The organism is Nocardia fodinahabitans (assembly GCF_052983615.1).
Map to the genome: position 1 here is coordinate 2,307,566 of NZ_JBRJJC010000001.1, position 20,514 is coordinate 2,328,079.

Sequence of the window (20,514 nt, forward strand, 5' to 3'; positions counted from 1 at the left end):
TCTCTCCGCCCCTTTTAACATGCAGACATCTGGCATCTCGGATACCGATCCGATAACGCCCGTGTCGATAGTTGTCCATCGTTGTCCAGCGTAGACCAAGCGAATAAATTGCCCCTTGCGGCAAGGGAATTCGCGATGCTTCATGGAGGCATGGTCGCGACCATTCATCGAGTCGCCGCAGGAAACGGCTACCAATATTATCTGCGCAAAACCGCCGCCAACGATAGGACAGCTCGCGGGCGGTCATCGCTGTCGCAGTACTACTCCGACCACGGCGAAGCACCCGGACGTTGGCATGGCACCGGACTAACCTCGCTCGGCATCGCCGCTGGTACGGAAGTGACCGAGGAACAGATGAAGTCGCTGTTCGGGCAGGGCCTTCACCCGAACGCCGAGCAGATCAAGACCGAGGTCTTCCAACGCCAGATTGCGCTCGGCGCCAACGACCGCGACGCCACCCGCACGGCTGAGAAGGCAACCAAATTAGGCAACAAATTCGCCATCTACAAGGTCCGTTCGGAGTATCGGAAGCGCTGTTCCGAGGCCTACCGTGCGCACAATTCAGAACGAAATCTCGAGCCCACTGCCGCAATTCCCGATGATGAACGTGCGCGCATTCGTACACGACTCGCGACCGGAATGTTCACTGACGAGTACGGCCGCCCACCTCTGAACGCACGAGAGTTGTCGGGATGGGTCGCCAAAAACTCGCGCGCGAACCAGGCCGCGCTGGCAGGTCTCGAGATCGCCTTCTCCCCGGTGAAGAGTGTGTCGGTGCTGTGGGCGTTGGCCCCACCGGACATGGCAGCCCGGATCGAGGCCGCCCACCAGCGTGCGATCGGTGATGCGTTGACGTGGTTGGAGCGCAACGGCTTGTTAACCCGGCTCGGCCGTAACGGGGTCCGCCACGTCGAAGTCGAGGGGATCGTCGCGGCCTGTTTCACCCATCGCGACAGCCGCGCAGGCGATCCCGACCTACACACCCACGTCCTGATCGCCAACAAGGTCCGCACCCTGGACGGGAAATGGCGCACGATCGACTCCCGGCTGTTCCACGAAGCCGCTGTCACGGTCTCGGAGATCTACGACTCCCGCCTCGAGCACCATCTCGAACTCGCTCTCAACCTGCAGTTCGAAACCCGCCCCGACCGCAACATCCACCAAGTCCCCGTCCGTGAGGTCATCGGCGTCCCGCTGGAACTGATCCACGCCTGGTCGCAGCGAGGCACCGCGATCAACGCGCGCCTGGACCAACTCACCGCCGATTTCCAGACAACCTTCGGCCGCGAACCGACCCCGGAGGAGGTCTACGGTCTCGCCGACCGGGCGACGTTGGATACCCGTCCGGCCAAACACCTTCCGGAATCGCACACCCAGCAAAGTGAGACCTGGTTGGCCCAGGCCACCACGTTGCTCGGTGGCCGTGAGCCGGTTGAAGCGGTAGCGATACGCGTGGTGGCGGTGCCGCGGATACCTCGCCCGGACCCGGACGCCGTATTCATCGCCGCGACCGCCGAGCGCGCGCTGGCCGCAGCGTCGCAGCGACGCTCGACATGGCGGCCGTTCAATCTGCGGGCCGAGATCGAACGCCAACTGCGCGGCCAGATCAGCCCGGCCGACTGGGACTGGGTTCCCGACAAAGTCGTCGTCGCCGCGCTCTCGCCACGGTCGGCGGTTGCGCGCGGTGATCCCGACCTCACCGAAGAGCCCGGGCTGCGGGCGGTGCCCGCCTGGTTGCGCCACCGCGACGGCAGCCCCGTTCACGTTCGACCGAACTCCCAGATCTACACCACCGAAGCCACTCTCGACGTCGAAGCCGCACTCATCGAGCTGTCGATCGAGCCCGGCGCCCGCACCCTGGACTCCGCACTGCTGACCAGCGCGGTCGCTGACTACAACACCGCGCATCCTGATCGGCCGCTCAATGCCGGCCAGGTTGGTGTCATCTCTTCCTTCGCCACCTCCGGGTTGCGCGTGCATACCGCCAACGCCCCTGCCGGAACCGGCAAGACCACTGCCATGCAAGTCCTCACCAGCGCATGGCATTCCAGCGGCGGCACCGTCCTCGGCATGGCGCCCACCGCTGCCGCGGCCGCTGTTCTCGGGGAGTCGATCGGCACCCGTGCCGAGACCGTCGACAAGCTTCTCGACGTCATCGACCGCCACTCCCGCCGCCCGGATTCGCCCACGATCGTGCGGGATCATCCGCCGTCGTTGCCGCAATGGGTCCTCGACATCGACGACCGAACGCTGGTGATCGTCGACGAGCACGTCAAACTCGGCAACACCAAACGTCTCCAACTGCTGCAGTTCCTCTCCCAGCGCGGCGCGACGGTGCGCTGCATCGGCGACGACCGACAACTGCCCGCGATCGACGCCGGTGGCGCCGACGCCGACATGAACGCCGCCTCCCCCGAACAGACCTTGACGCTGTCGCACGTCGTCCGGTTCGCATCCACCGGCGAAGCAACGGCGTCGATCGGGCTACGCGAGGGCGACCCGGCCGCGCTGGCCTGGTATCTGGACAACGACCGCATCCACGCCGGGCACACCGGATCGGTCTACGACGACACCTACACAGCATGGGCCGCTGACAACGTTGCCGGTCGCGACGCGGTCATGTTGGCGCCCACACACAAGGTCGTGAGCGCGCTCAACGCACGCGCCCGCGCCGACAGACTCACCCGAACCGGCACGAAACCCGATACTGAAGTGGCCCTCGTGGACGGTCTTTCCGGCTCCGTCGGTGACACCGTGCGCACCCGACGCAACAACCCGAAGCTGCGTTTCGGCCAGACGGACTGGGTTCGCAACGGCTACTCGTGGACCATCACCGCCGTCCATGAGGACGGTTCACTGACCGTTTCGCATCGACGCGGCGGCACCGACAGCGACAAAACCGTACGACTTCCGGTCGAGTATGTGCGCGTCCACGTGCACCTCGGATACGCCGCGACGATCGATTCCGCGCAAGGAATCACCGCCGACGCCTGCCATGTCGCGCTATCCGGGCTCGAATCCCGCCAACAGTTCTACGTCGCGATGACCCGCGGAATCCACGCCAACCACGCCTACATCGCCACCGCCCTCGACGGCGCCGAAGGCTCGATCTACACCGAACCTGCCGTCTACCCGCGCACCGCAGTCGAAGTTCTGCAGCGAGTGTTGGCTCGCGACGGGGCCCAGAAGTCAGCGCACACCGAGCTTCGTGACGCCCTCGACCCGGCTTTGCGGATCGGGCGGGCAGTCGATATCTACCTCGACACCCTCGGCCTGGCCGCCGAACACGCCCTCGACACCGACCGTCTCGCAGAACTCGACCGTGCCGCCGACACCATCCATCCCGACCTGACCGAGAGTCCCGCTTACCCGGTGCTCCGTCAACACCTGGCCCTGATCGCACTCACCGGCGCCGATCCAGTAGCCGCACTTCGCGCTGCGGCTACTGCCCGCGAGCTCGACACCGCCGACGATCCTGCCGCGGTGCTGGACTGGCGTCTGGATCCCTCTGGAGCACATTCCACCGGTAGCGGGCCTCTGTCCTGGACGCCAGGGCTCCCCACCGGTGTCGCCGATCAGGCTCTCGCTGAACCTGTTCGGGCACGCGAACGGATCGTGTCTGCCCTTGCCGAACAGATCCGTGATGCCGCGGCAGGGTGGACACCGGCCACCGCACCCGCGTGGGCGCGCCCACTGCTGGGCACCGATCCCTCATTGCTGGGCGAGCTCTCGGTGTGGCGGGCCGGACTCCACGTCCCCGACACCGACACCCGACCCACCGGCCCTGCCCGCTACACCGACCTCGAACGCCTACACCAGAAACGCCTGCAACAACGCGTCATCGACGCCTACGGTGACCCGGCACTCCCCCGCAATCGGTGGGCCGACGTCGTCGATGACCTCGATTCTCGTATCAGCACCGATGCGTTGTGGTCGGTCGTGGCTGACAAGATCGACCTCGCCGCACGTTCCGGACTCGACATCACCGTCCTGCTGACCGACGCGGCCGCACAGCGGCCATTGCCCGACGAGATGCCCGCCGCAGCATTGTGGGCGCGCCTGGAACTGGAACCTTCCGCCCTCGATACCACCAGCACTGACCTACTCCGACCCGACTGGCTACCCGACCTCGAAGCCGTTCTGGGCACCGACATGACCGAACAAGTCACTACCGAACCGGCCTGGCCTCGCGTCGTCGCCGCCGTCGAACGCGCCACCAGCACCTGGTCACCCCGCGATCTACTCGTCACTGCCTACGAACTTCTCCAAGGCGCGCAACCCGACGACGCCGCACCGCTGCGCGCCGACCAACTCGCCGCCGCACTGGCCTGGCGCATCGACGCACTGCACCACCACACCCCGACAGAGCAACAACCCACCCAAGGCCATGAACCATTCGCGCGTGAACCGACCGCCCCAGACGCCGAGAGGGAGCCCTCGGCCAGTTCTGCTACCGCCGCGTCGGCCACAAATGAACACGACGCCGCTCCTGTCGTCACCGTTATCAGCGACCCACTCGAGGAAGACCTCGTCACCGGTATCGAAGGCATCGCCCGATTGTTCGCGACAGGGCGAGTCGCTGACGCTGTCGCCGCATACCGGGGCTTCAGAACCGAGCTGTCCGACGACGAACAAGCGGTCCTCACCGCAGTCTCAGAAACCCTCTACCAGTACAGCTTCCCCGTCGCTCTGGCTCGACTGCGCTGGGCCGAGCAACAATTCCCGCAACACCGCGCGCTGATCCACGCGTGCACACCCTCGACCGATCCGCAAACCTTCCACCGCGATACCGAACCCGAGCGTGGCCGACCCCACCCTGTCTACGACCACCGCGAACACGTCGACCCCACGATCACACCGGCACTGTTCGACCCGATTCAGGCCGCCGGCAACGACGCCTTTGACACCTACCTCGACGACGCCGAACGTTTCGACAGCCGCTATATGGCACTAACGGGAGAGCGGCAAAGACCAGCAGGCGCTGGTTACCCGATCGACTACGACTTGGCCGCGATGCCCGCCATCGTTGGCCTCCCGTGCGTCGACTGCAGCACCGAACGTCCCCGCAACGCCAGCTCCCCCGTACCTCCACGACACTCCGACGACGGTCTGTGCCTCGACTGCCGCGACAACGAACGGCCAGGTATCCCCGACCACAACCCTGCCGATCACCTCGTCGCGCGATGCGCGCACATCGCCGAAACACATCCTGCGCCTGCGGCGCTAGCGATGCTCCGCCGTGACTGGCGCACACTCGACCAAGCCGGGCGCGCTGTCATCCAGCAATGGCTGACCGACAATCCCCTCACCGAACAGCCACTCCCGGTCCTCGAGCCGCTGCAGCGTTTGACCGAACGTGACCTCGCCGACGCGATCGACGGACTTGCCCAACGGCTCGGCAACTCCGCAACCGAGGCTGAATTCTTCGCACCCATCCGACACGACGGCTTCGACCCCGGGCCCGACCCGATCGTGGTCGCACACCAGGATGCTGCCGACACTGCCCGCGACACCGCACGAATGCGTGCCGACGAACTCGACAGCGCCATCCGGCGACTCCGCATTACCAGCGACGCGCTCGATACTGCCCGCGAAGCGCTCGACGCGCTGCCGCTGATCCGACGTGCGGCACGCCAGACCATTCAGAGCCGTATCAACGACTTGTCTCGAGAACATCGCGAGCGCCGCGGGGAACATCAACAGGCCCGCGACATCGCCCGTGCGGCGAACCGACACGCCAACGAACTGATCGCCCAGGCCGAGCGCTCCGCTGCCGACGACGAGACGCGCCGAAGCGGTGAACAAGCTCGAGCCGCAGCCGAAAACACTGTCGCACGCGATGCCACCGTTGAGGCGCTCCACCAACGGCTCGAATCCGAGCTCGCTGCTCATCGCACAGAACACAACAGGCGACAGAATCTGACCAATCCTCAACGGCAGCTGGAGGAACGCGCGCGCCAACAACATGCGGCCACCGCCGATGAGTTCACGGTCGAGGAACGCTCTGCAGTAGAGGGCACCGGGCCTGACTACCGATCGGGCATGGGTCTCTAGGCGCCAAACCAGGAGCCGGGGCTAGAGCTGGGTGTTCTTCCTCGCCACTTAGGATCCCGCCGCCGATCCAAAGGTGTTTCGGATCCGCCTCCACAGCAATCACGCGCTCGCGCTGCGGCCATCCTGCCGCCGCACAACCAACCGGCGCGATCGCAGTACCAACTCGACCCCGCCAGACCTCGGTTTCGGGAAGTCGGTGCAGCAGAGGGACAACGCGACGGCACTCCCGATCGACCCGCCTTCAGCTCGCTGGCTACCAAGGTTGCGCCGCAGCCTCTTTCACCGTTCAGAGTTCTCGGCGAGGGTGCGCGCCAACTCGGTCAGCTCGTGCGGTCCTCGAATTCCTGCACACGCATCACAAATATTGATCACGCGATCAGAGAACGGCGCAGCGAAGGCAGGTAGGCCAATGTCCTGCTCAAGTTCGTCATCCCATTCAGTGGTGGTATTGACCTGGCACAGGTTACAGGTCCACGTCCAGTCACTATCCGCATTGTCCGCCATAACACAAGATTACAGAGAGAAACGGTACCCACTGGTTTGAACTATACTGCGACACAACACAGGTCGGCGCGACGTCGTCGCACCCTCCGCCCGCGTCGGCGTCGGATTTCGTACCGCCGCTGTCGTGATGGGTAGGCGGATGCCCCGCAAGAGTAGCCGCCGACATCATCGACGACACCTCACTAGGCGACCGGATATCTCGCTCGGTCTCAGCGGAAACCGCGGCCAACCGCCGGTCTGTACGCAAGACCCAGTGCGAGCGATAGCCGCTGAGCTACCGATGAAGGCATCGACGCTGAATCTTCTGTGGTAGATAGTGACTGGTGAGTGAGACACGTATTCGGGAGCTGTGTAGCGCCCTCGTTGCCGCAGCCTTCGAGGAGCTGACGTCTGATCGAGTGATTCCGATGTGGTCTGATGCTCCGAGACTCCAGGCGGATATCGACTTCGATGCCGATCGAATCCGAAGTCGGTCAGAGTACACCGCGCTCAAGGACGAGCTCCTCCAGTCCTTTCCCGCCCTGTTCGACGACCTTGATGACTTCTTCAAGTCGTTTACTGTTCAGCAGTATATCGATACCTTCCTTGAGGAAGTTCTCTACCAGTGTGGTTATGCGGATGATTTTTCGCCGACCGGAGCGCCGGTGAAGGAGGTCATGGATGAACTCGAACGGGTCCTCACTGGGGCACCGGGAGACTTTGTCGTAGCACGATTGGTTTCCCACCTGACAACGGAGTCGGGTGCGTCGATCGAGCTCGAAGGCATCAAGGTCATACCCGATCAGGTCGGGTCAGCGTCAAATATCGTGATCCGCAGACAGATTCCGGACTCGGCACACGTCTTGCAGCGTCGGCCGTCCGTCAAGGGACTCACGCCGCGGAGTCTGCTAGTCCTTCGCCAGACACTCGATACGCCCGGTTTTCACACCGGCAGAGAACTCAGTCGAAAGCTTGACCACTTCATCTTGATCGCCTCGCTTCTCACCAATGGAACCGCTCAACCTGTCTATGAGGTTACGGGGATGTCCACGGCGGTGACTCAGGTTCCGGCCAGGCTCCGGGAGTTGATGAACGATGGGTCGATCACAGTGGCTCGTCGAGTGATCCGGTTGAATGACGCGCACGGCCCAGCTCTCGATGCGCTTTCAGCACTCGTTCGATCGGCAGATCCTGGACACGAAGGCAAGATTCACACCTCCTTCGGCCTGGCGCTCAAGAAGTTCGGCGGATTCGATCACACGACTGACGCGTTCGAGCAGTTGGTTGATCTGGCCACCGCGCTGGAGGGCGTCATGGTGGTGACTGGATCCCTTTGAGCAGGTCCAGTGGTTGTGAGAGTTCTGATGCACCAGAATGGGTGCAGGAGGACGAGAACACACCATGGCACGACGACACACCCCCGAGCAGGTCATCCGGAAGCTCCGCGAAGGCGAGAAGCTGATCGGGCAGGGCTTCTCGATCGAAGAGGTCTGTAAACACCTCGAGATCTCCGACGCCTCCTGGCACCGCTGGCAAGCCCAATACGGCGGCATGAAGTCCGACGACGCGAAACGGCTCAAAGAGCTCGAACGCGAGAACGCGCGGCTGAAGAAGATGGTCGCCGAGCAAGCCCTCGATATCGACATGCTCAAGGAAGTGAACCGGGGAAACTTCTGAGCCCGGACCGACGCCGCAGAGCCGTCGTGTTTCTGCAACAACGGTTTCGGGTGTCACAGCGACGCGCGTGCGCGGTCGTGGGGCAACCCCGATCAGTGCAACGCCGACCACCCACGATCACTGAGCTCGACCGGGCTTTACGGGCGCGGTTACGCGAGATCTCGGCCAAGCACCCGCGGTGGGGATGGCGCAAAGCCCACGCACTTTGCCGCGGCGAGGGCATGGTCACCAACCACAAACGGACCCAACGGCTTTGGCGCGAGGAAGGTCTGAAACGACCATTCCGGGTCCGGAAGAAACGGCGGATCGGGGCAGGCCGCAATCAACGGTTGCGGGCAACCGCACCTGATCAGATGTGGGCGTTGGATTTCCAGGTTGATGTCACCGTCGACGGGCGCCAGGTCCGGTTCCTCAACATCGTCGATGAGTTCACGCGGGAAGCGTTGGCTACCAGAGCATTTCGGTCGTGCACGTCGGATCAGTTGGTCGGGGTGCTCGATGAGATCATCGCGGACACAGGCCGGCGGCCAGTCCATATCCGGATGGACAACGGCACGGAGATGACCGCGCACGCGATGCGGGATTGGTGCCGGTTCACCGGTGTCGACGCGTCGTTCATCGATCCGGGATCGCCGTGGCAGAACGGGATCTGCGAGTCGTTCAACGGGCGTTTCCGCGACGAGTTCTTGTCGTGCGAGGTGTTTCATTCGTTGACCGAGGTCCGTGTTCTTGCCGAGGACTGGCGGATCGAGTACAACAGTTACCGACCCCACGGGTCGTTGGGCTTTCTCAGCCCGGAAGCGTTCCGTGAGCAGTGGTCACCGACCGAGTTTCAGCAGCAGCTACAACTCGCATAGCCGGTGGACCCACCGACGGGGCCCAGTCAGTGGGCACCAACGAGGGGGAGGGACTTACGCTTCGATTGTGCACGCGTGTATCCGCGTTGCTTGCTGCCGACGACGACTCTGCACGCGGCATCTTCGGGGATGTGAAAGCGCTGTACGGTCTGCGCTCGACAATCGTGCATGGAGGCGAACTCACCGAGAAGGCGCTCCGGAAGACCCTCGCATCGGTCTCGACGACATCGGATACCAGCGACGATGTGAAACTCACAGTGAACCTCGGATACGCGATTGATCGGCTGCGTGACATCGTGAGGCGAGCCATCCTCGCTCGGCTCTGTCTCGCCACGGGGCCCGATCCGATCCCGCACTGGCCACTCGGCGACAAGCCGACTGCGGTTGATGCCATTCTCAGCGACGACAGCTCACGTGAGGTTTGGCGATCGTACTGGCGAACTCACCTTGCCGAGATCGGAGTCGGAGAGGCAGCAAACCGGGCAACTGCGGTCGAATACGCGCTGAGTCGATCTGAGCGCTAGCTCGATGATGGCTGCCAGGCCTCCTCCGTCTGGACCAGCTAGAACGCGACTACGTTGGCAGGACAATTGTGTGAGTCCGTGGCCGTCGGCGTACTGACCGGCGAGGTGGTGTGGTTCGCCGGTCATCGCCGCCAGCACCGACACGACACTGACGGCGCAGCCGAGCTGAGTTACGGCACCCACCGCTTCGCTTGGACCACACGGCGCGCTCGTTCGTGTAGGGCAGACGTGTCAGACTTGAAGAGCAATTTCAGCGCTAGCTCGACGAGTTCAGCAGCTTCGACGAAGTCAACTGCGTCCAGTCCTCCAGGATGAGTACCTTCGTTCCCAACCCATTTGACGGCCTCCAACAGGTCTGCCACTTCGGATTCGATCGCCCGAAAGTCGGTGAGGCGCTGGTGTAGCGGCCGAAATTTGTCATTTGTCGTTGTGGCGGCAATCCCTTGCTCGTCCATCAGACGCTCGATGCTCTGGCGCAGCAGCGCTATCCCCGCCGATGGATCGCTCCACGCCACCCCAGCAGCACGCAGGAGGGTTTGTCGGATAGAACCTGGGACCGAATCAGGAATTTCAACAACTGGAACTGGGGGATGGAGCACCCGCACGCGGAAGTAGTGATCGAGATTGTCGTCGATGTCGTACTGGACTGCGTAGTCGCCGACAACGGCGACCCGCTCCCGGCATGCCTGAGCGTTGCAGAAGAGGAAGCCATGGAAGATCCCGCGGATATCGGTGGGATCACCACCGCTCTCCCAGCCATACGTGCTTGGGCTCTGAAGGTGCTTCAGATGTTCATCGTCGGCCGTCAGCTTGCCTTTCGAGCACGCGGGACATGGCAGTACCGGCCAATTCCCGGTACGAAACCAGCCAGTCAGAAGGCGAACCTGATCGTCCACGGCATCCCTATCTCAGTGATCCATCATCCAGTCGCGACAGACTGACAGCGACGTCCTAGCCTACGAGCTGCGATTCGTCGATGTCCCAGTCTGCAGGACTCGGTACCCTACTGTCGGCCCGAGACGGAGCACACTCGTTGTTGGAGGCCCCCGATGCCCACCACCGCTTAGCGGCCGCCTGTGCACCGCGAGATCGTTTGGTACTGCAGCACGTTCGTATTCAGCTCTGTAGCCGCCCAGTATGGTGGGGACTAGGTCATGTCTCCCAATCGGATTTTCAGTTCACGGACGGTAGTCCGTCATGTCGGGCATCATGTTCGCCGTGGCGGAGACTGTCGGTGATCGGCATCAGGTTCTGACGGACAACCAGTGGGAACTGCTCGAGCTGCTGTTACCGAAATCCGATGGGCGCGTAGGCCGTAACTTCTCCAACAACCGACAGGTCGTGGAGGGAATGTTGTTTCGGTTGCGGACCGGGATGCCGTGGCGGGACCTGCCCGAGGTGTTCGGTCCGTGGCAGACGGTGTGGAAACGTCACCGCCGTTATGCCGCCGACGGAACCTGGGATCGGGTGCTGGTCGCATTGACCGCGTTGGCGGATGCGACCGGGAATCTCGATTGGGTGGTTTCGGTCGATTCGACGATCGTGCGGGTGCATCAACACGGCGCCAACACCCGTCGTAGCGGCGGCGCGGTTGCCGGCCCGGATGGTGAGTTATGAGCCGGCTGATCACGGGATCGGCCGGTCTCGGGGCGGGCTGACGACCAAAGCTCATCTGGCGACCGATGGCAACGGTCGCGGGTTGGCGGTGTTGATCACTGCGGGTCAGGCCGCAGACTGCCCGGTGATGCCGGCGGTGCTCGACGCGATCGCGGTCCCGAGGCTGGTCGGTGGCCCGCCGCGGCGCAACCCCGATCGTGTGCTCGCTGATAAGGCGTATTCCTCGGCGGCGAATCGAAAACTGTTGCGGAGCAGACGGATCGTGGCGGTGATCCCGCAACGATCCGATCAAATGGCCAATCGGAAACGCCGAGGTCGCGTCGGTGGCCGGCCGCCCGGGTTCGACCCCGATGCTTACAAGGGTCGCAACGTGGTCGAGCGAGCGTTCAACAAGGCCAAGCATTGGCGTGGTGTCGCGACTCGTTACGACAAGCTGGCCTGCACTTACCGGGCCGGGATCGTCATGGCCCTCATCGTCGAATGGCTGAAGCTATTGGGAGACATGACCTAGTCGGCCACCATCGGTTCGTAGCGCTACGCGCCGCGGTCCCACACGGTCATGATGATGCGAGGTCGGTAGGCCGTTGCGGTTGCGGTTGCGGTATCTCCATTCCGGATGCCGACCGGTACCATCTTCGCGACGCTGAGACCAACAACATCGGGATCGTCCAGAACTGAAGCCAATTCGGGATAGCCGCGCCCGACGATCCTGATTCCTGCGTCCCAATTCCGAGCTGCTTCTTGAGACTGGCGATCTGTAGGCAGATCAAGCGTCTGAGCGCGCGTCTAGCAAACCTCGCGGGGAACCATCGCACATGGTCATCGCGTGTCACCAGGGAGCGAATCATGATAATAATGGGTGCAAGAATCCACCATGAGCTGGCAGCACCCTGTGTCAAACGGACCACGATCGAGTCATCGGCAGTACCGATGTAGACGAACGGCAAAGCGATGAAGAGGGCAAGCAAACCAGCGCAGATAGCTGCTATCGCCCTCGCAGTGAAAACGGGGCGACACACAATCAACCAAAGTGGCATGAGGATGAGAACTGACACAATTGCCCAATACCCGAGGGTTGCGACGATAAGCCACACCAACCCTTGCCAATAGCCTTCGGTATCCGAGCGGATCAGCCGATCGGTGCCGACAACCACCGCTGGACCAGCAACCGTTATCGAGACAACGACGATGACTTCGTATGCCCACCAGAGCCGTCGGCTCCATGCGTGGCCTGCCCAGCGGGCCGACGTTGCAAGATCTGACCATCTCGGAGGAGACTCATCATCTCCTGTTGTCGGCTCACGGACGATGTTGTTGAGCCTAGCTAGGTCGGACCTCTGACGATGCCTGGTCAACGCCCTACTGAGCGCCAGACTGTCACGGAGCCCTGACTGTGAGTCGATGCTGATAATCGAGATCGCCGTAGCAATAACAACGATCACGACTCCGGTTAGCAGGTTGTCGTCATGGACAGCATCGGCGAGCGATGCAAGGCCGACGACCGCAGCGGTCAATCCCAACGCCAACGCAGCATCGGAGAAGTGCAGATGTCGCGCGAATTCAGCTGCCCGCCCCTTCAGCCTCTCCGTGCTTTCGGATGCGGTTGCGGTTGCCTGCGACGGGCTTGAGGTTCGAGTCCACCACGCGGCGATGTTGAGCGCGACGACAACCGTCGCGATGACTGCGAGCAGGTCAATGCCCGTCGAGGTGTCGATGGTGAGTTTGAGGCTGAGCTCACGGGCGCGGTCCGGGCTCGTCCGCGATAATATGAGGAGACCGATAGTGAGCACGCCGTAAATCACAGACGCGCTGATCAAAAAGACAGCCGTTCGCGATGTCGAGCTACTCAAGTGATTGTCTACAAAAGGTGCGACATCTCGATGGTCAGCCAATTCACTGGATCCGCTATTCGCCGCACTCTCGGGCACGCTGGTACTTATTATTAACCCCCATGAAGAAAATGCCGTAACACGCGCTCGTCAATGAACGCTGCATGATCATCGCGCGACCAACTACTCGATGTCAAAGCGCACCGGCCGCGTCTACACAATGCCCAAATTCCATCCAGACCGTCGACTTCGACCTTGCGCCAGTAGCGCAAGCAGCCCAGGTCGCGAGCAACCGCCACGACCGCATCAACCCGCGCGCGGCGCCACGATTCCCGAACCTCGCACCTCACAGAACCCGGGTTCGTCGGCAACCACACGAGAGCCCCACACCAGCCAGTCCTCTTTGCCGACAACGACATACGCCACGGCCACCACTGTGACAGGCCGATCCGCGCCAGCACACCGACGACAGGGACTCGAAGTAGGTAAGGTCTTCACCGGCGAGCGGTCGCTGGATCGCATCGAGATCCTCGACTGGTTGCCCCGCACTGCCCAACAGCCTGCGACTCCGCTCATCACGCTGGGCCACGGCTGTGTTCGATGTCGCGATAGATCCGGTCTGTCGCGGCATCGAGAGTCCAGCTCGCATCGATGCGGACTTCTTCGACGAACGGCAGCGGCTGCCAGCCGTGATACCACGAGGCCATCTGCTCCGGTGGAATCGTCGCCGCCTGTGGGCGCCCCGCGTGACGGTCCAGGGTCTGGGCGAAGGTGAGATCGAAACTGTAGAACAACGACCTTTCCACCCAATGTGTGAGCCGGCCGAGCATGCTCCCGTACCGGTGGGCATGGAGGATTCCCTCGATGATCACCACCATCCCCCGCCCCGAACACGAACGGGCGATCTCCTCGATCAGGTCGATGTTGAACGCGCCCGCCTCGTCCGGTTCCCGGAGCATGTTCCGCCGCACCAGATCCTGGGAGATCACCGCGCATTGCCCATGTTCGAATCGGCGCTGGACTGCGATCGCGGTGGTCGATTTGCCCGAGGCCGAGTTTCCACGGATCACTACCAGTGGTTTCATCGGACGGTCGTGGGTTGCAGGACGGTGTCGAGCTTGCGGATGAACCGGCCGAGGTGTGGGTCCGTATCGGGTAGGCCGTGGGGGTCGAGATCCCACCACTGACCACCGTCGAACTCGCCCGGGTCGAGATCTGGGCGGCTGGTCCGATCGCCACGGGCGACGAACCACAGCGAAACGTCCACGTGTCCGGTGGTGGGGCCGATGGTCGAAGTCACGGTCAGAAGCAGTGGCCGTTGGCCGACGACATCGAAGCTCGCGTCGATGCCCAGTTCCTCACGGGCTTCTCGGCGCGCTGCGGCGAACGGATGCTCGAAGGGATCTAGATGCCCGCCCATCGGGAGGTGAAGGCCGGACTTGCGGTGCTGACCGAGGTAAAGGCCACGCTCGGTGGGGTCGACCAAGACCACATAGGCCACCAGGTGCGGCGATGGCGTCGCAGGCGAAATGCGACGGTAAACATCGGTCGTTGCGGCGAGCCAGTCCAGGGTCTGTTCGATGTGTTGCTGTTCGAGATCGTCGAACGGGGCCATCGCGGCGATCAGCTCGGCGACGGCAGCGGTAGAGGGGTCCATGGCGCGCGAGGATAGCCGCGGCCTCCGACACCAATCCGGGGTCCGTCAGCACCTGACGCGACCTACTCGGTTCGAGCCAGTTTCCCTCGTTCTGAGTGTTGAGGTGACCGAGCAACAGTGCATCCTCTGTCGACCAACAGCCCTCCGGCAAGGTCCAGCCACGTCGCCAGGTGCGAGGTCCTGCGAGTTCGGAGCCCTACAGTCGTGGATCGTGCACAAGCCGGAAGTCGTGCAATGGTTCGCCCCGGCCGCCAGCGGCGGTGAACTCCCGGCCGATGGCTTCGCCGGCCGGGATGGTGCAGTCGCGGCCGATCACCGCGGCTGACAGGATCAACGGGGCCTGGTGCGTGTGCCATGGCGTCACGCAGTGAGCGTCATCGCCCACGGTCAGCATCACCCAGAACGGCACCCGACCATCAGGGAGAACGCAATAGTCGTCCCCGGTGCTTGCACCATTGAAGTCGATGCCGTCCTGATCGCCCATGCGGCTGCGCCTTTCCGGCATTTGTCTTCGAGCAGAGGCTCCTCAGCGTTGCTGGCCGCGCCGGGAGCAGATCGCACGGTTAGAAGTAGTTCTTGAGCATCTCGGTCGACCAGGGCGCCTGCTCGACGTCGCCGCGAGGCCCGAACTCGGCGAACCACGGCTTGATATCGAACACGGGAGTGCCGTCGACGGCGTCTAGTTCAGCGACGTGGAGGTCGAGACCGTCGATGCGAAGCAGTCGGGCGCGGGAGACTCCGAGCCAGTTGACGCGACGCATGTTGCGGTGCCCGAAGATCCCGACCTCGGGCCACTCAGGGTTGTCGCGCGCGCTGCGGGCACCTAAGTGGAGATCGGATTGATCGGTCAGATGGAACCGGAACACGACCTCAACATGGGAAAATTGGTCGAGCCCCTTGACGGAATCTTCACTGAACCGAGGGTCATCGATCCTGATGATCGTCTCTGTGTCACCCCACTGATCGTCCGTGGGTTCACGGCGCCCACCGACCACGTGCGCGATCGGTACCACTTCGAACTTCTCATCAGTCATTGCTGCGTTCCTATTTCCCTTGTGCTTGCAGGTATTCAGAGGCTCGGTTATCGATTTCGGCCAGCCCCTCCACCGCCGAACCACGATGCGGCGCGACGGCCGCCCGGATACCGTGTGCCACGGCGCGTGTGCGACCAGATTGAACCTGACCCATCGACACCAGCGCGGACTTCCATGTTGCGCAAGCTACTTCGAGGTCGCCCTGTCTCGCTTGCACCGCCCCTAGGTAGCCGAGGGTGACCGCATGAGTTCGTGCAAATGCCTGTGCTTTCCGTTTGCGCACACTGCGGTCGAACTGTTCAGCAGCGCCGTGCAGGTCACCGGAGTCACGGAGAACACACGCAGTTTCGTGGGCCAGGCTGGCCTCGGTGAAGAAGAACACCCGCGAGGGTTCAGCGATTGAGCTCGATGCCGAGGCGAGGTCCTGTTCGGCGACAATCACAGCCTTCGCAGCCTCCGAACGTCGGCCGGCAACGCTGAGGGCTTTCGCGTGGACAATCTTGAGCAATGCTCGCTCGCGGGGGGTAGCAGTGCTGTACCGGGAGCCAGCGACGGAAGCCGCGGCCAATTCGAGCCCCTCTGCGGCGTGTCCGAGGTCGATCGCCTGGTGCGCCATCGCACGCAAGATGTGGCCGGTCAACGGCGCATCCTCCGCCTCGGCGGCGAGTTTGGTCGCCGTCGCGAAATAGCGCTGAGCCGCGGAATGCTCGTCGTTGTCGAAGGCCATCCAACCTGCCAAGTACGCCATCTCGGCCGCTGCCGAGAACATATCTCGGCGCACGACTTCGTCGGTGTAGGTGCCGTTGAGGTAGTCGACGACCTCACTGCTGAGGTACTGGACAACAGCGCGTCGCCCGTGGCCACCCCCCATGCGCTGTTCGATCTGGGAGAACAGCGTCATGACGTTGCGGACGTCGGTGACATCGGAAGATCCGACGTGCCGGATCGCGCTCTGCGCTCTTGATACTGGTGCGGAGGTGTCCAGCCATCCAGGCCGCAATACCGAGGCGCCCAGCGCTGTCGAGTACCCGCCACGCAGGAACGCGCGTCTTTCCACGTCAGCCTTTCCAAGGTCGGCGAGGGTAGCGACTGGATCTTGAAGGCCACCGAATCGCTTCTCGTAACACGCTATGACATCCGGCGGCGGTGTGCGCTCACCGGTCTCGTAGTAGGCCAGCGCGGACTTCCCCCGGTGAATTTCGGCCGCCAACGCAGCCAACGAAACGCCTGCGGCCTCGCGGGCGGCTCGGAGCTGCGCACCGACGATAGCGGCGTGACTGTCCATGCTGTCGAATCATGCCATTCTGTGGACACGTTGTGGATAACGCTCCGTGCAGTGAACCTGCGTCCTAGCGACACACTGGTGCTCTCGACCGCTAGGAATCAGTTGTACAGCACAGTTTTTCAAGATGTCCGCAGCTCAGTTTTCGGCGAGAACCCGGCAGCTTCACAAGATCAAGTAGCTATCGTTTGGTTGCTTCAAGGTAGCTCGCAAACGAATCGGTGAGGCTCGCGAGCGCGGCTTCGCCTTTGGCGGCGGTGGCGGCCGAGGGGAGACCAATGATGCCTGTGGGGGTGTATTCGGCCATTCCAGTCAGGAGGAAGTGCCGTCGTTCTGTTGCGAGGTGATCGGCGTCGCGATAGGAGTCACGCACCAGTTCCGGGCGGGCATACAACAGGATTGATGTTTCGAGCTCGCCGCCGTGCATGTCGTCGTGCATGTCGCTCACCATCGCCGCTTGCGTTCGAGCAGCTTCCCAGTCCACGCGACCGGGGTAGAGCGCGACGTTACGGCCGCTGACGTTGGCTTCGGCGGCGATGTTGGACAGGACATAGTTTCCGCCGTGGCCGTTGACGATGACCAGGGTGGTGATTGCGCTTCTCTTTAGGGAAGTTCTGATGTCGTCGATCATCACCGTCAGGGTGGATGCGCTGATGCTGACAGTGCCGGGGAAGGTCTCGTGTTCGTGGCTGCAGGAAAAGGTGATCGGCGGCAGCAGCACGAGTTGATATGTGGTGGCGATTCGTTCGGCGATCAGGCAGGCGATGGCTGTGTCGGTGATCAACGGGAGGTGATCGCCGTGTTGTTCGAAGCTGCCGACGGGCAGGACCGCGACCGTACTGTCGAGACGTGCGACGTCGGTCGAGGTGGCAGTCGTGATCAGCTCCACTCGAACTCCTCATCGTGGGTTACTGAGGCGACCTGGGCTGTCGCCATGTGTGCGCGCAGCATAGCGGCGAAGTCGAGGATGTGGCTGCGGTGTCCTCGGGCCGCGAGCGCGACGCCTACTTGCTTCAACTGCTGGATCGTCCGGTGTGAGCCGGTGTCGGAGTGGATTGTCAGCGCATGCCTGGCGACGTCGAGGGCTTGGTCGGGTTGGCTGACGCCAGCGTAGGCGGTCGCGAGCCGGGCAAAGCCCATCCCGAGGTCGCGGTGGTTGCCGGGTGTCCAATCCGCGAGGCCTGATTCGAGGGTCGCCAGGGCCTTCTCGGGGCGGCCGAGTTGGACCCAGCAGTGTGCGGCTTCCATCGCGATATAGCCCGATGAACAGTATTGCGCCAAGTCGTTGGGATCCGTGTTGTCGTCGGAAGCGAGCGTCGCGGCCTCCGCCAGTGCATCGACACATGTTCGGCGGTCTCTTCGGTCGCCGGTGATCGCGGTTCGTTGTGCGTAGGCGTGACCTTTTTGCCGCAACAGGACCGAGCGTTGCCGCACGGTCAGTCCGACTGTTCTGGTGAGTGCTTCGTCGACCAGATCGACTGCCAAGGTGGTGTTGTCGGAGTCGGCTGCGATGTTGGATTTGCGCATCAGGACGTAAGCCCGCAGTTGGACGTCGCCGCTCTGCTCCGCACGATTCTGGGCTTCGTTCGACCATCTCATCGCGGTGTTGAGGTTTCCGGCGTCTTGGTGCAGCCAGCCCAGGAATTCGGCGAACCGGGCGGAAGTGTAGAGCAGCTTCTCGTGACGCCGCCCCCGACTGGTTCGCATCGCGGAATCTATTGTTGCGAACTGGCTTTCGACGACATCGAGCAGATCGTGCGGACCTGCGAGCATGTCGAGATTCGCGTAGTGGGTCAGCGTCGCGAGGTGCGTTTCGGCGAGCGGGTCCTCCGTCGCTGCGTTCGATGCTGGGACCGTTTGGCCGCTAGGGAGCCGCACCGGCGCGATGCCCTGTGCCGGAGGCGTTTTCGACTGGAGGTCGAACCAGAGAAGCTCTTCTGGGATTCCGAGGATGTGGGCGATCGTCGCCAAGACCGTGTCATCGAGTTGGGCACGGTGGTTTTCGAGCCGGCACAGTCGCGGCTGCGAGATGCCCAGCCAGCGCGCCAACTCCGATTGCGGCAGCGGGCGGTGCCCGTGCGCGGGGTGATGCCGGTACGCCGCGAGGATCGACCCGATATCCCTGCTGCGCAGAGCATCTCGCAACTCACCGGTCCACCACTGCGCGGCGGGCAACCGTGAGGCGTATGACGCGTGCGCGCAGTCGACGCACAGCGAACGCGCGTCGGTGCCGACGGCGGGCCGTCGGCACCGAACGCAGCCTCGGAACCCAGGCGATGACGCCATCTGTCCACCCTAATCCTCGACCGATCTCGCAGTGAATCAAACCTATTCACCCGAGCACTACAGCCGGAGCCGACCAACGCCCACGATGACTACCAGCGCTAAAGCCTGACGGCAGGTCAATTCGCCGCCAGCAACCCGGAATTTGCGTAGCTCCTCACATCGGAAGACCGGCGACGGGGAGACCGAACAGGATCAAGGAGGCCGTATCAGATGTCCACCAACGGAATTGTGAAGTGGTTCAGCGCCGAAAAGGGGTTCGGGTTCATTTCCCGCGCAGACGGCCCTGATGTCTTCGTCCACTACTCCGGCATCATCGGCCAAGGCTACCGAAGCCTCGCCGACGGTGCGCCCGTGCAGTTCGAGATCACCAAAGGCAGCCGTGGTCCCCAGGCAGCCGACGTGCGGCTGATCGACACCGGCCCCTCCGATCAGCAACCGGATCCAGCAACGGGCACTGAATTCCCGACGGCCACCACAACACCAGCCGCGGATGTGGATGCGCTGTGGACACCAAATCTCTAGTCGGCACCACCTGCCGCTGGTTGTCTGAACGAAACCAAACACGCGCATACCAGTTGGGGGTCGAGGCGGTGTGGAACAGAAGAAGCCATGAGCTACAAGCCATCCTGCGATGGGCGGCCCGCCATCGTCCGGACGAGCTGGAAGCCTGCGTCACCGAACTCAAATCCGAACCCACAGGTCGGCTTCGGTGGCGAGCGAGGACCCGCCGATCCGCAGCAGTAGACAAGGCTTTGACAGCCATCACCACCGGACCGGCCACCCGACATCGACTCCTGGCCATCATTGCGCGCTCGACAGTGAGAACCGGCTACGTCCGTGGAGGCAACGAATGAACGCGTTTCCGGCGCGGACACCATCCACAGCTCCCATGGACCACCCCCCGTGCACAACGACTTCCGGCGACACTGTGTTGGATTTCGTGGGCGTCACCGCGGCATCGCGTTGCACCTACTACCGAGAGGTCTGCCAGCTTCCAGCCGTCCTCGACCCCCTTACCGACCAGATCGTCGTCATCGCGGGTCGTGTACAGGCGGTCATGGTCCCTGCCCCTCTCGGTCGACGAATGCGCGCGGAGTTGGACAGACGAGCTGAAGAATGTGGACCGATCGTGTCCCATCCCCAGTCAGGGTCGTGGACCTTCCTCACCAGATCCGAATTCCGACTCGATATCCCCGCCGCCGAGGCCGCCTCGT

General features: G+C 63.0%; 15 protein-coding genes and 1 pseudogene. 6 read left to right on the top strand and 10 right to left on the bottom strand.

Annotated elements, in window-relative coordinates; all coding sequences use genetic code 11:
* Positions 1–81: 81 nt before the first annotated feature.
* Positions 82–6,054, top strand: coding sequence for a MobF family relaxase (mobF, locus tag NV348_RS10840; protein ID WP_447146863.1), 5,973 nt, complete (start codon positions 82–84; stop codon positions 6,052–6,054).
* A gap of 279 nt (positions 6,055–6,333) precedes the next feature.
* On the opposite strand, the gene NV348_RS10845 is transcribed toward mobF, so the two are convergent.
* On the bottom strand, positions 6,334–6,558 hold the full coding sequence (locus NV348_RS10845; protein ID WP_143876021.1) for a hypothetical protein: 225 nt from the start codon (positions 6,556–6,558) through the stop codon (positions 6,334–6,336).
* Positions 6,559–6,881: 323 nt separating this feature from the next.
* Between NV348_RS10845 and NV348_RS10850 the strand changes: the two genes are divergently transcribed.
* The 3 genes from NV348_RS10850 to NV348_RS10860 all read left to right on the top strand — a co-directional run bounded on the left by NV348_RS10850 (position 6,882) and on the right by NV348_RS10860 (position 9,595).
* Positions 6,882–7,874, top strand: coding sequence for a hypothetical protein (locus NV348_RS10850; RefSeq protein ID WP_447146864.1), 993 nt, complete (start codon positions 6,882–6,884; stop codon positions 7,872–7,874).
* A gap of 64 nt (positions 7,875–7,938) precedes the next feature.
* Positions 7,939–9,071, top strand: a protein-coding gene (locus NV348_RS10855) for an IS3 family transposase (RefSeq protein WP_447145096.1) whose coding sequence is annotated in 2 segments (ribosomal slippage) — positions 7,939–8,200 and positions 8,200–9,071 — 1,134 coding nt in all. Because the reading frame shifts where the segments join, the coding sequence is not laid out codon by codon here.
* 29 nt (positions 9,072–9,100) lie between these two features.
* A complete protein-coding gene (locus tag NV348_RS10860) occupies positions 9,101–9,595 on the top strand; it encodes a hypothetical protein (RefSeq protein WP_447146865.1) in 495 nt (164 codons plus the stop codon).
* 170 nt (positions 9,596–9,765) lie between these two features.
* Here the strand turns inward: NV348_RS10860 and NV348_RS10865 are convergent, their stop codons facing one another.
* Entirely contained in the window at positions 9,766–10,491 is a 726-nt protein-coding gene (locus NV348_RS10865) for a DUF4145 domain-containing protein (RefSeq protein ID WP_084504680.1), read from the bottom strand.
* A 313-nt stretch (positions 10,492–10,804) separates the two neighbouring features.
* Between NV348_RS10865 and NV348_RS10870 the strand changes: the two genes are divergently transcribed.
* A protein-coding gene (locus NV348_RS10870) for an IS5 family transposase (RefSeq protein ID WP_447150999.1) occupies positions 10,805–11,723 on the top strand; the annotation gives its coding sequence in 2 pieces (ribosomal slippage) (positions 10,805–11,176 and positions 11,178–11,723; 918 coding nt in all).
* Positions 11,724–11,769: 46 nt separating this feature from the next.
* Here the strand turns inward: NV348_RS10870 and NV348_RS10875 are convergent.
* The 8 genes from NV348_RS10875 to NV348_RS10910 form a co-directional block, all read right to left on the bottom strand.
* On the bottom strand, positions 11,770–13,140 hold the full coding sequence (locus NV348_RS10875; RefSeq protein ID WP_143876020.1) for a hypothetical protein: 1,371 nt from the start codon (positions 13,138–13,140) through the stop codon (positions 11,770–11,772).
* 476 nt (positions 13,141–13,616) lie between these two features.
* On the bottom strand, positions 13,617–14,126 hold the full coding sequence (locus NV348_RS10880) for a P-loop NTPase family protein (RefSeq protein ID WP_062990309.1): 510 nt from the start codon (positions 14,124–14,126) through the stop codon (positions 13,617–13,619).
* Positions 14,123–14,698 (bottom strand): NUDIX domain-containing protein, encoded by a 576-nt coding sequence (locus tag NV348_RS10885; RefSeq protein WP_062990311.1) that lies wholly within the window; start codon positions 14,696–14,698, stop codon positions 14,123–14,125. Before NV348_RS10885 ends, NV348_RS10880 begins: the two co-directional genes overlap by 4 nt.
* A 196-nt stretch (positions 14,699–14,894) precedes the next feature.
* Positions 14,895–15,182 carry a hypothetical protein gene (locus NV348_RS10890; protein WP_062990313.1) on the bottom strand — a complete coding sequence of 96 codons (288 nt, stop codon included), beginning with the start codon at positions 15,180–15,182 and terminating at the stop codon, positions 14,895–14,897.
* A gap of 79 nt (positions 15,183–15,261) precedes the next feature.
* The gene (locus tag NV348_RS10895; protein ID WP_447146866.1) at positions 15,262–15,711 is read right to left on the bottom strand and encodes an SAM-dependent methyltransferase; all 450 of its coding nucleotides are present in this window, start codon (positions 15,709–15,711) and stop codon (positions 15,262–15,264) included.
* Positions 15,712–15,742: 31 nt separating this feature from the next.
* Positions 15,743–17,017, bottom strand: coding sequence for a helix-turn-helix domain-containing protein (locus NV348_RS10900; RefSeq protein ID WP_062990317.1), 1,275 nt, complete (start codon positions 17,015–17,017; stop codon positions 15,743–15,745).
* A 178-nt stretch (positions 17,018–17,195) separates the two neighbouring features.
* Positions 17,196–17,903 (bottom strand): creatininase family protein, encoded by a 708-nt coding sequence (locus tag NV348_RS10905; RefSeq protein ID WP_062990319.1) that lies wholly within the window; start codon positions 17,901–17,903, stop codon positions 17,196–17,198.
* Positions 17,894–19,300: a helix-turn-helix domain-containing protein gene (locus tag NV348_RS10910; RefSeq protein ID WP_143876019.1), complete on the bottom strand. Its 1,407-nt coding sequence runs from the start codon at positions 19,298–19,300 to the stop codon at positions 17,894–17,896. Before NV348_RS10910 ends, NV348_RS10905 begins: the two co-directional genes overlap by 10 nt.
* Positions 19,301–19,510: 210 nt before the next feature.
* On the opposite strand from NV348_RS10910, the pseudogene NV348_RS10915 reads away from it, so the two are divergent.
* Positions 19,511–19,711: pseudogene (locus tag NV348_RS10915) on the top strand (cold shock domain-containing protein); the annotation flags it as partial.
* Positions 19,712–20,514: the final 803 nt, after the last annotated feature.

What these genes read in the sequence shown, in the direction of transcription:
- NV348_RS10910 (WP_143876019.1), bottom strand. Translation starts at nt 19,300, where the DNA reads ATGGCGTCATCGCCTGGGTTCCGAGGCTGCGTTCGGTGCCGACGGCCC.
- NV348_RS10890 (WP_062990313.1), bottom strand. Translation starts at nt 15,182, where the DNA reads ATGGGCGATCAGGACGGCATCGACTTCAATGGTGCAAGCACCGGGGAC.
- NV348_RS10885 (WP_062990311.1), bottom strand. Translation starts at nt 14,698, where the DNA reads ATGGACCCCTCTACCGCTGCCGTCGCCGAGCTGATCGCCGCGATGGCC.
- NV348_RS10880 (WP_062990309.1), bottom strand. Translation starts at nt 14,126, where the DNA reads ATGAAACCACTGGTAGTGATCCGTGGAAACTCGGCCTCGGGCAAATCG.
- NV348_RS10845 (WP_143876021.1), bottom strand. Translation starts at nt 6,558, where the DNA reads ATGGCGGACAATGCGGATAGTGACTGGACGTGGACCTGTAACCTGTGC.
- NV348_RS10900 (WP_062990317.1), bottom strand. Translation starts at nt 17,017, where the DNA reads ATGGACAGTCACGCCGCTATCGTCGGTGCGCAGCTCCGAGCCGCCCGC.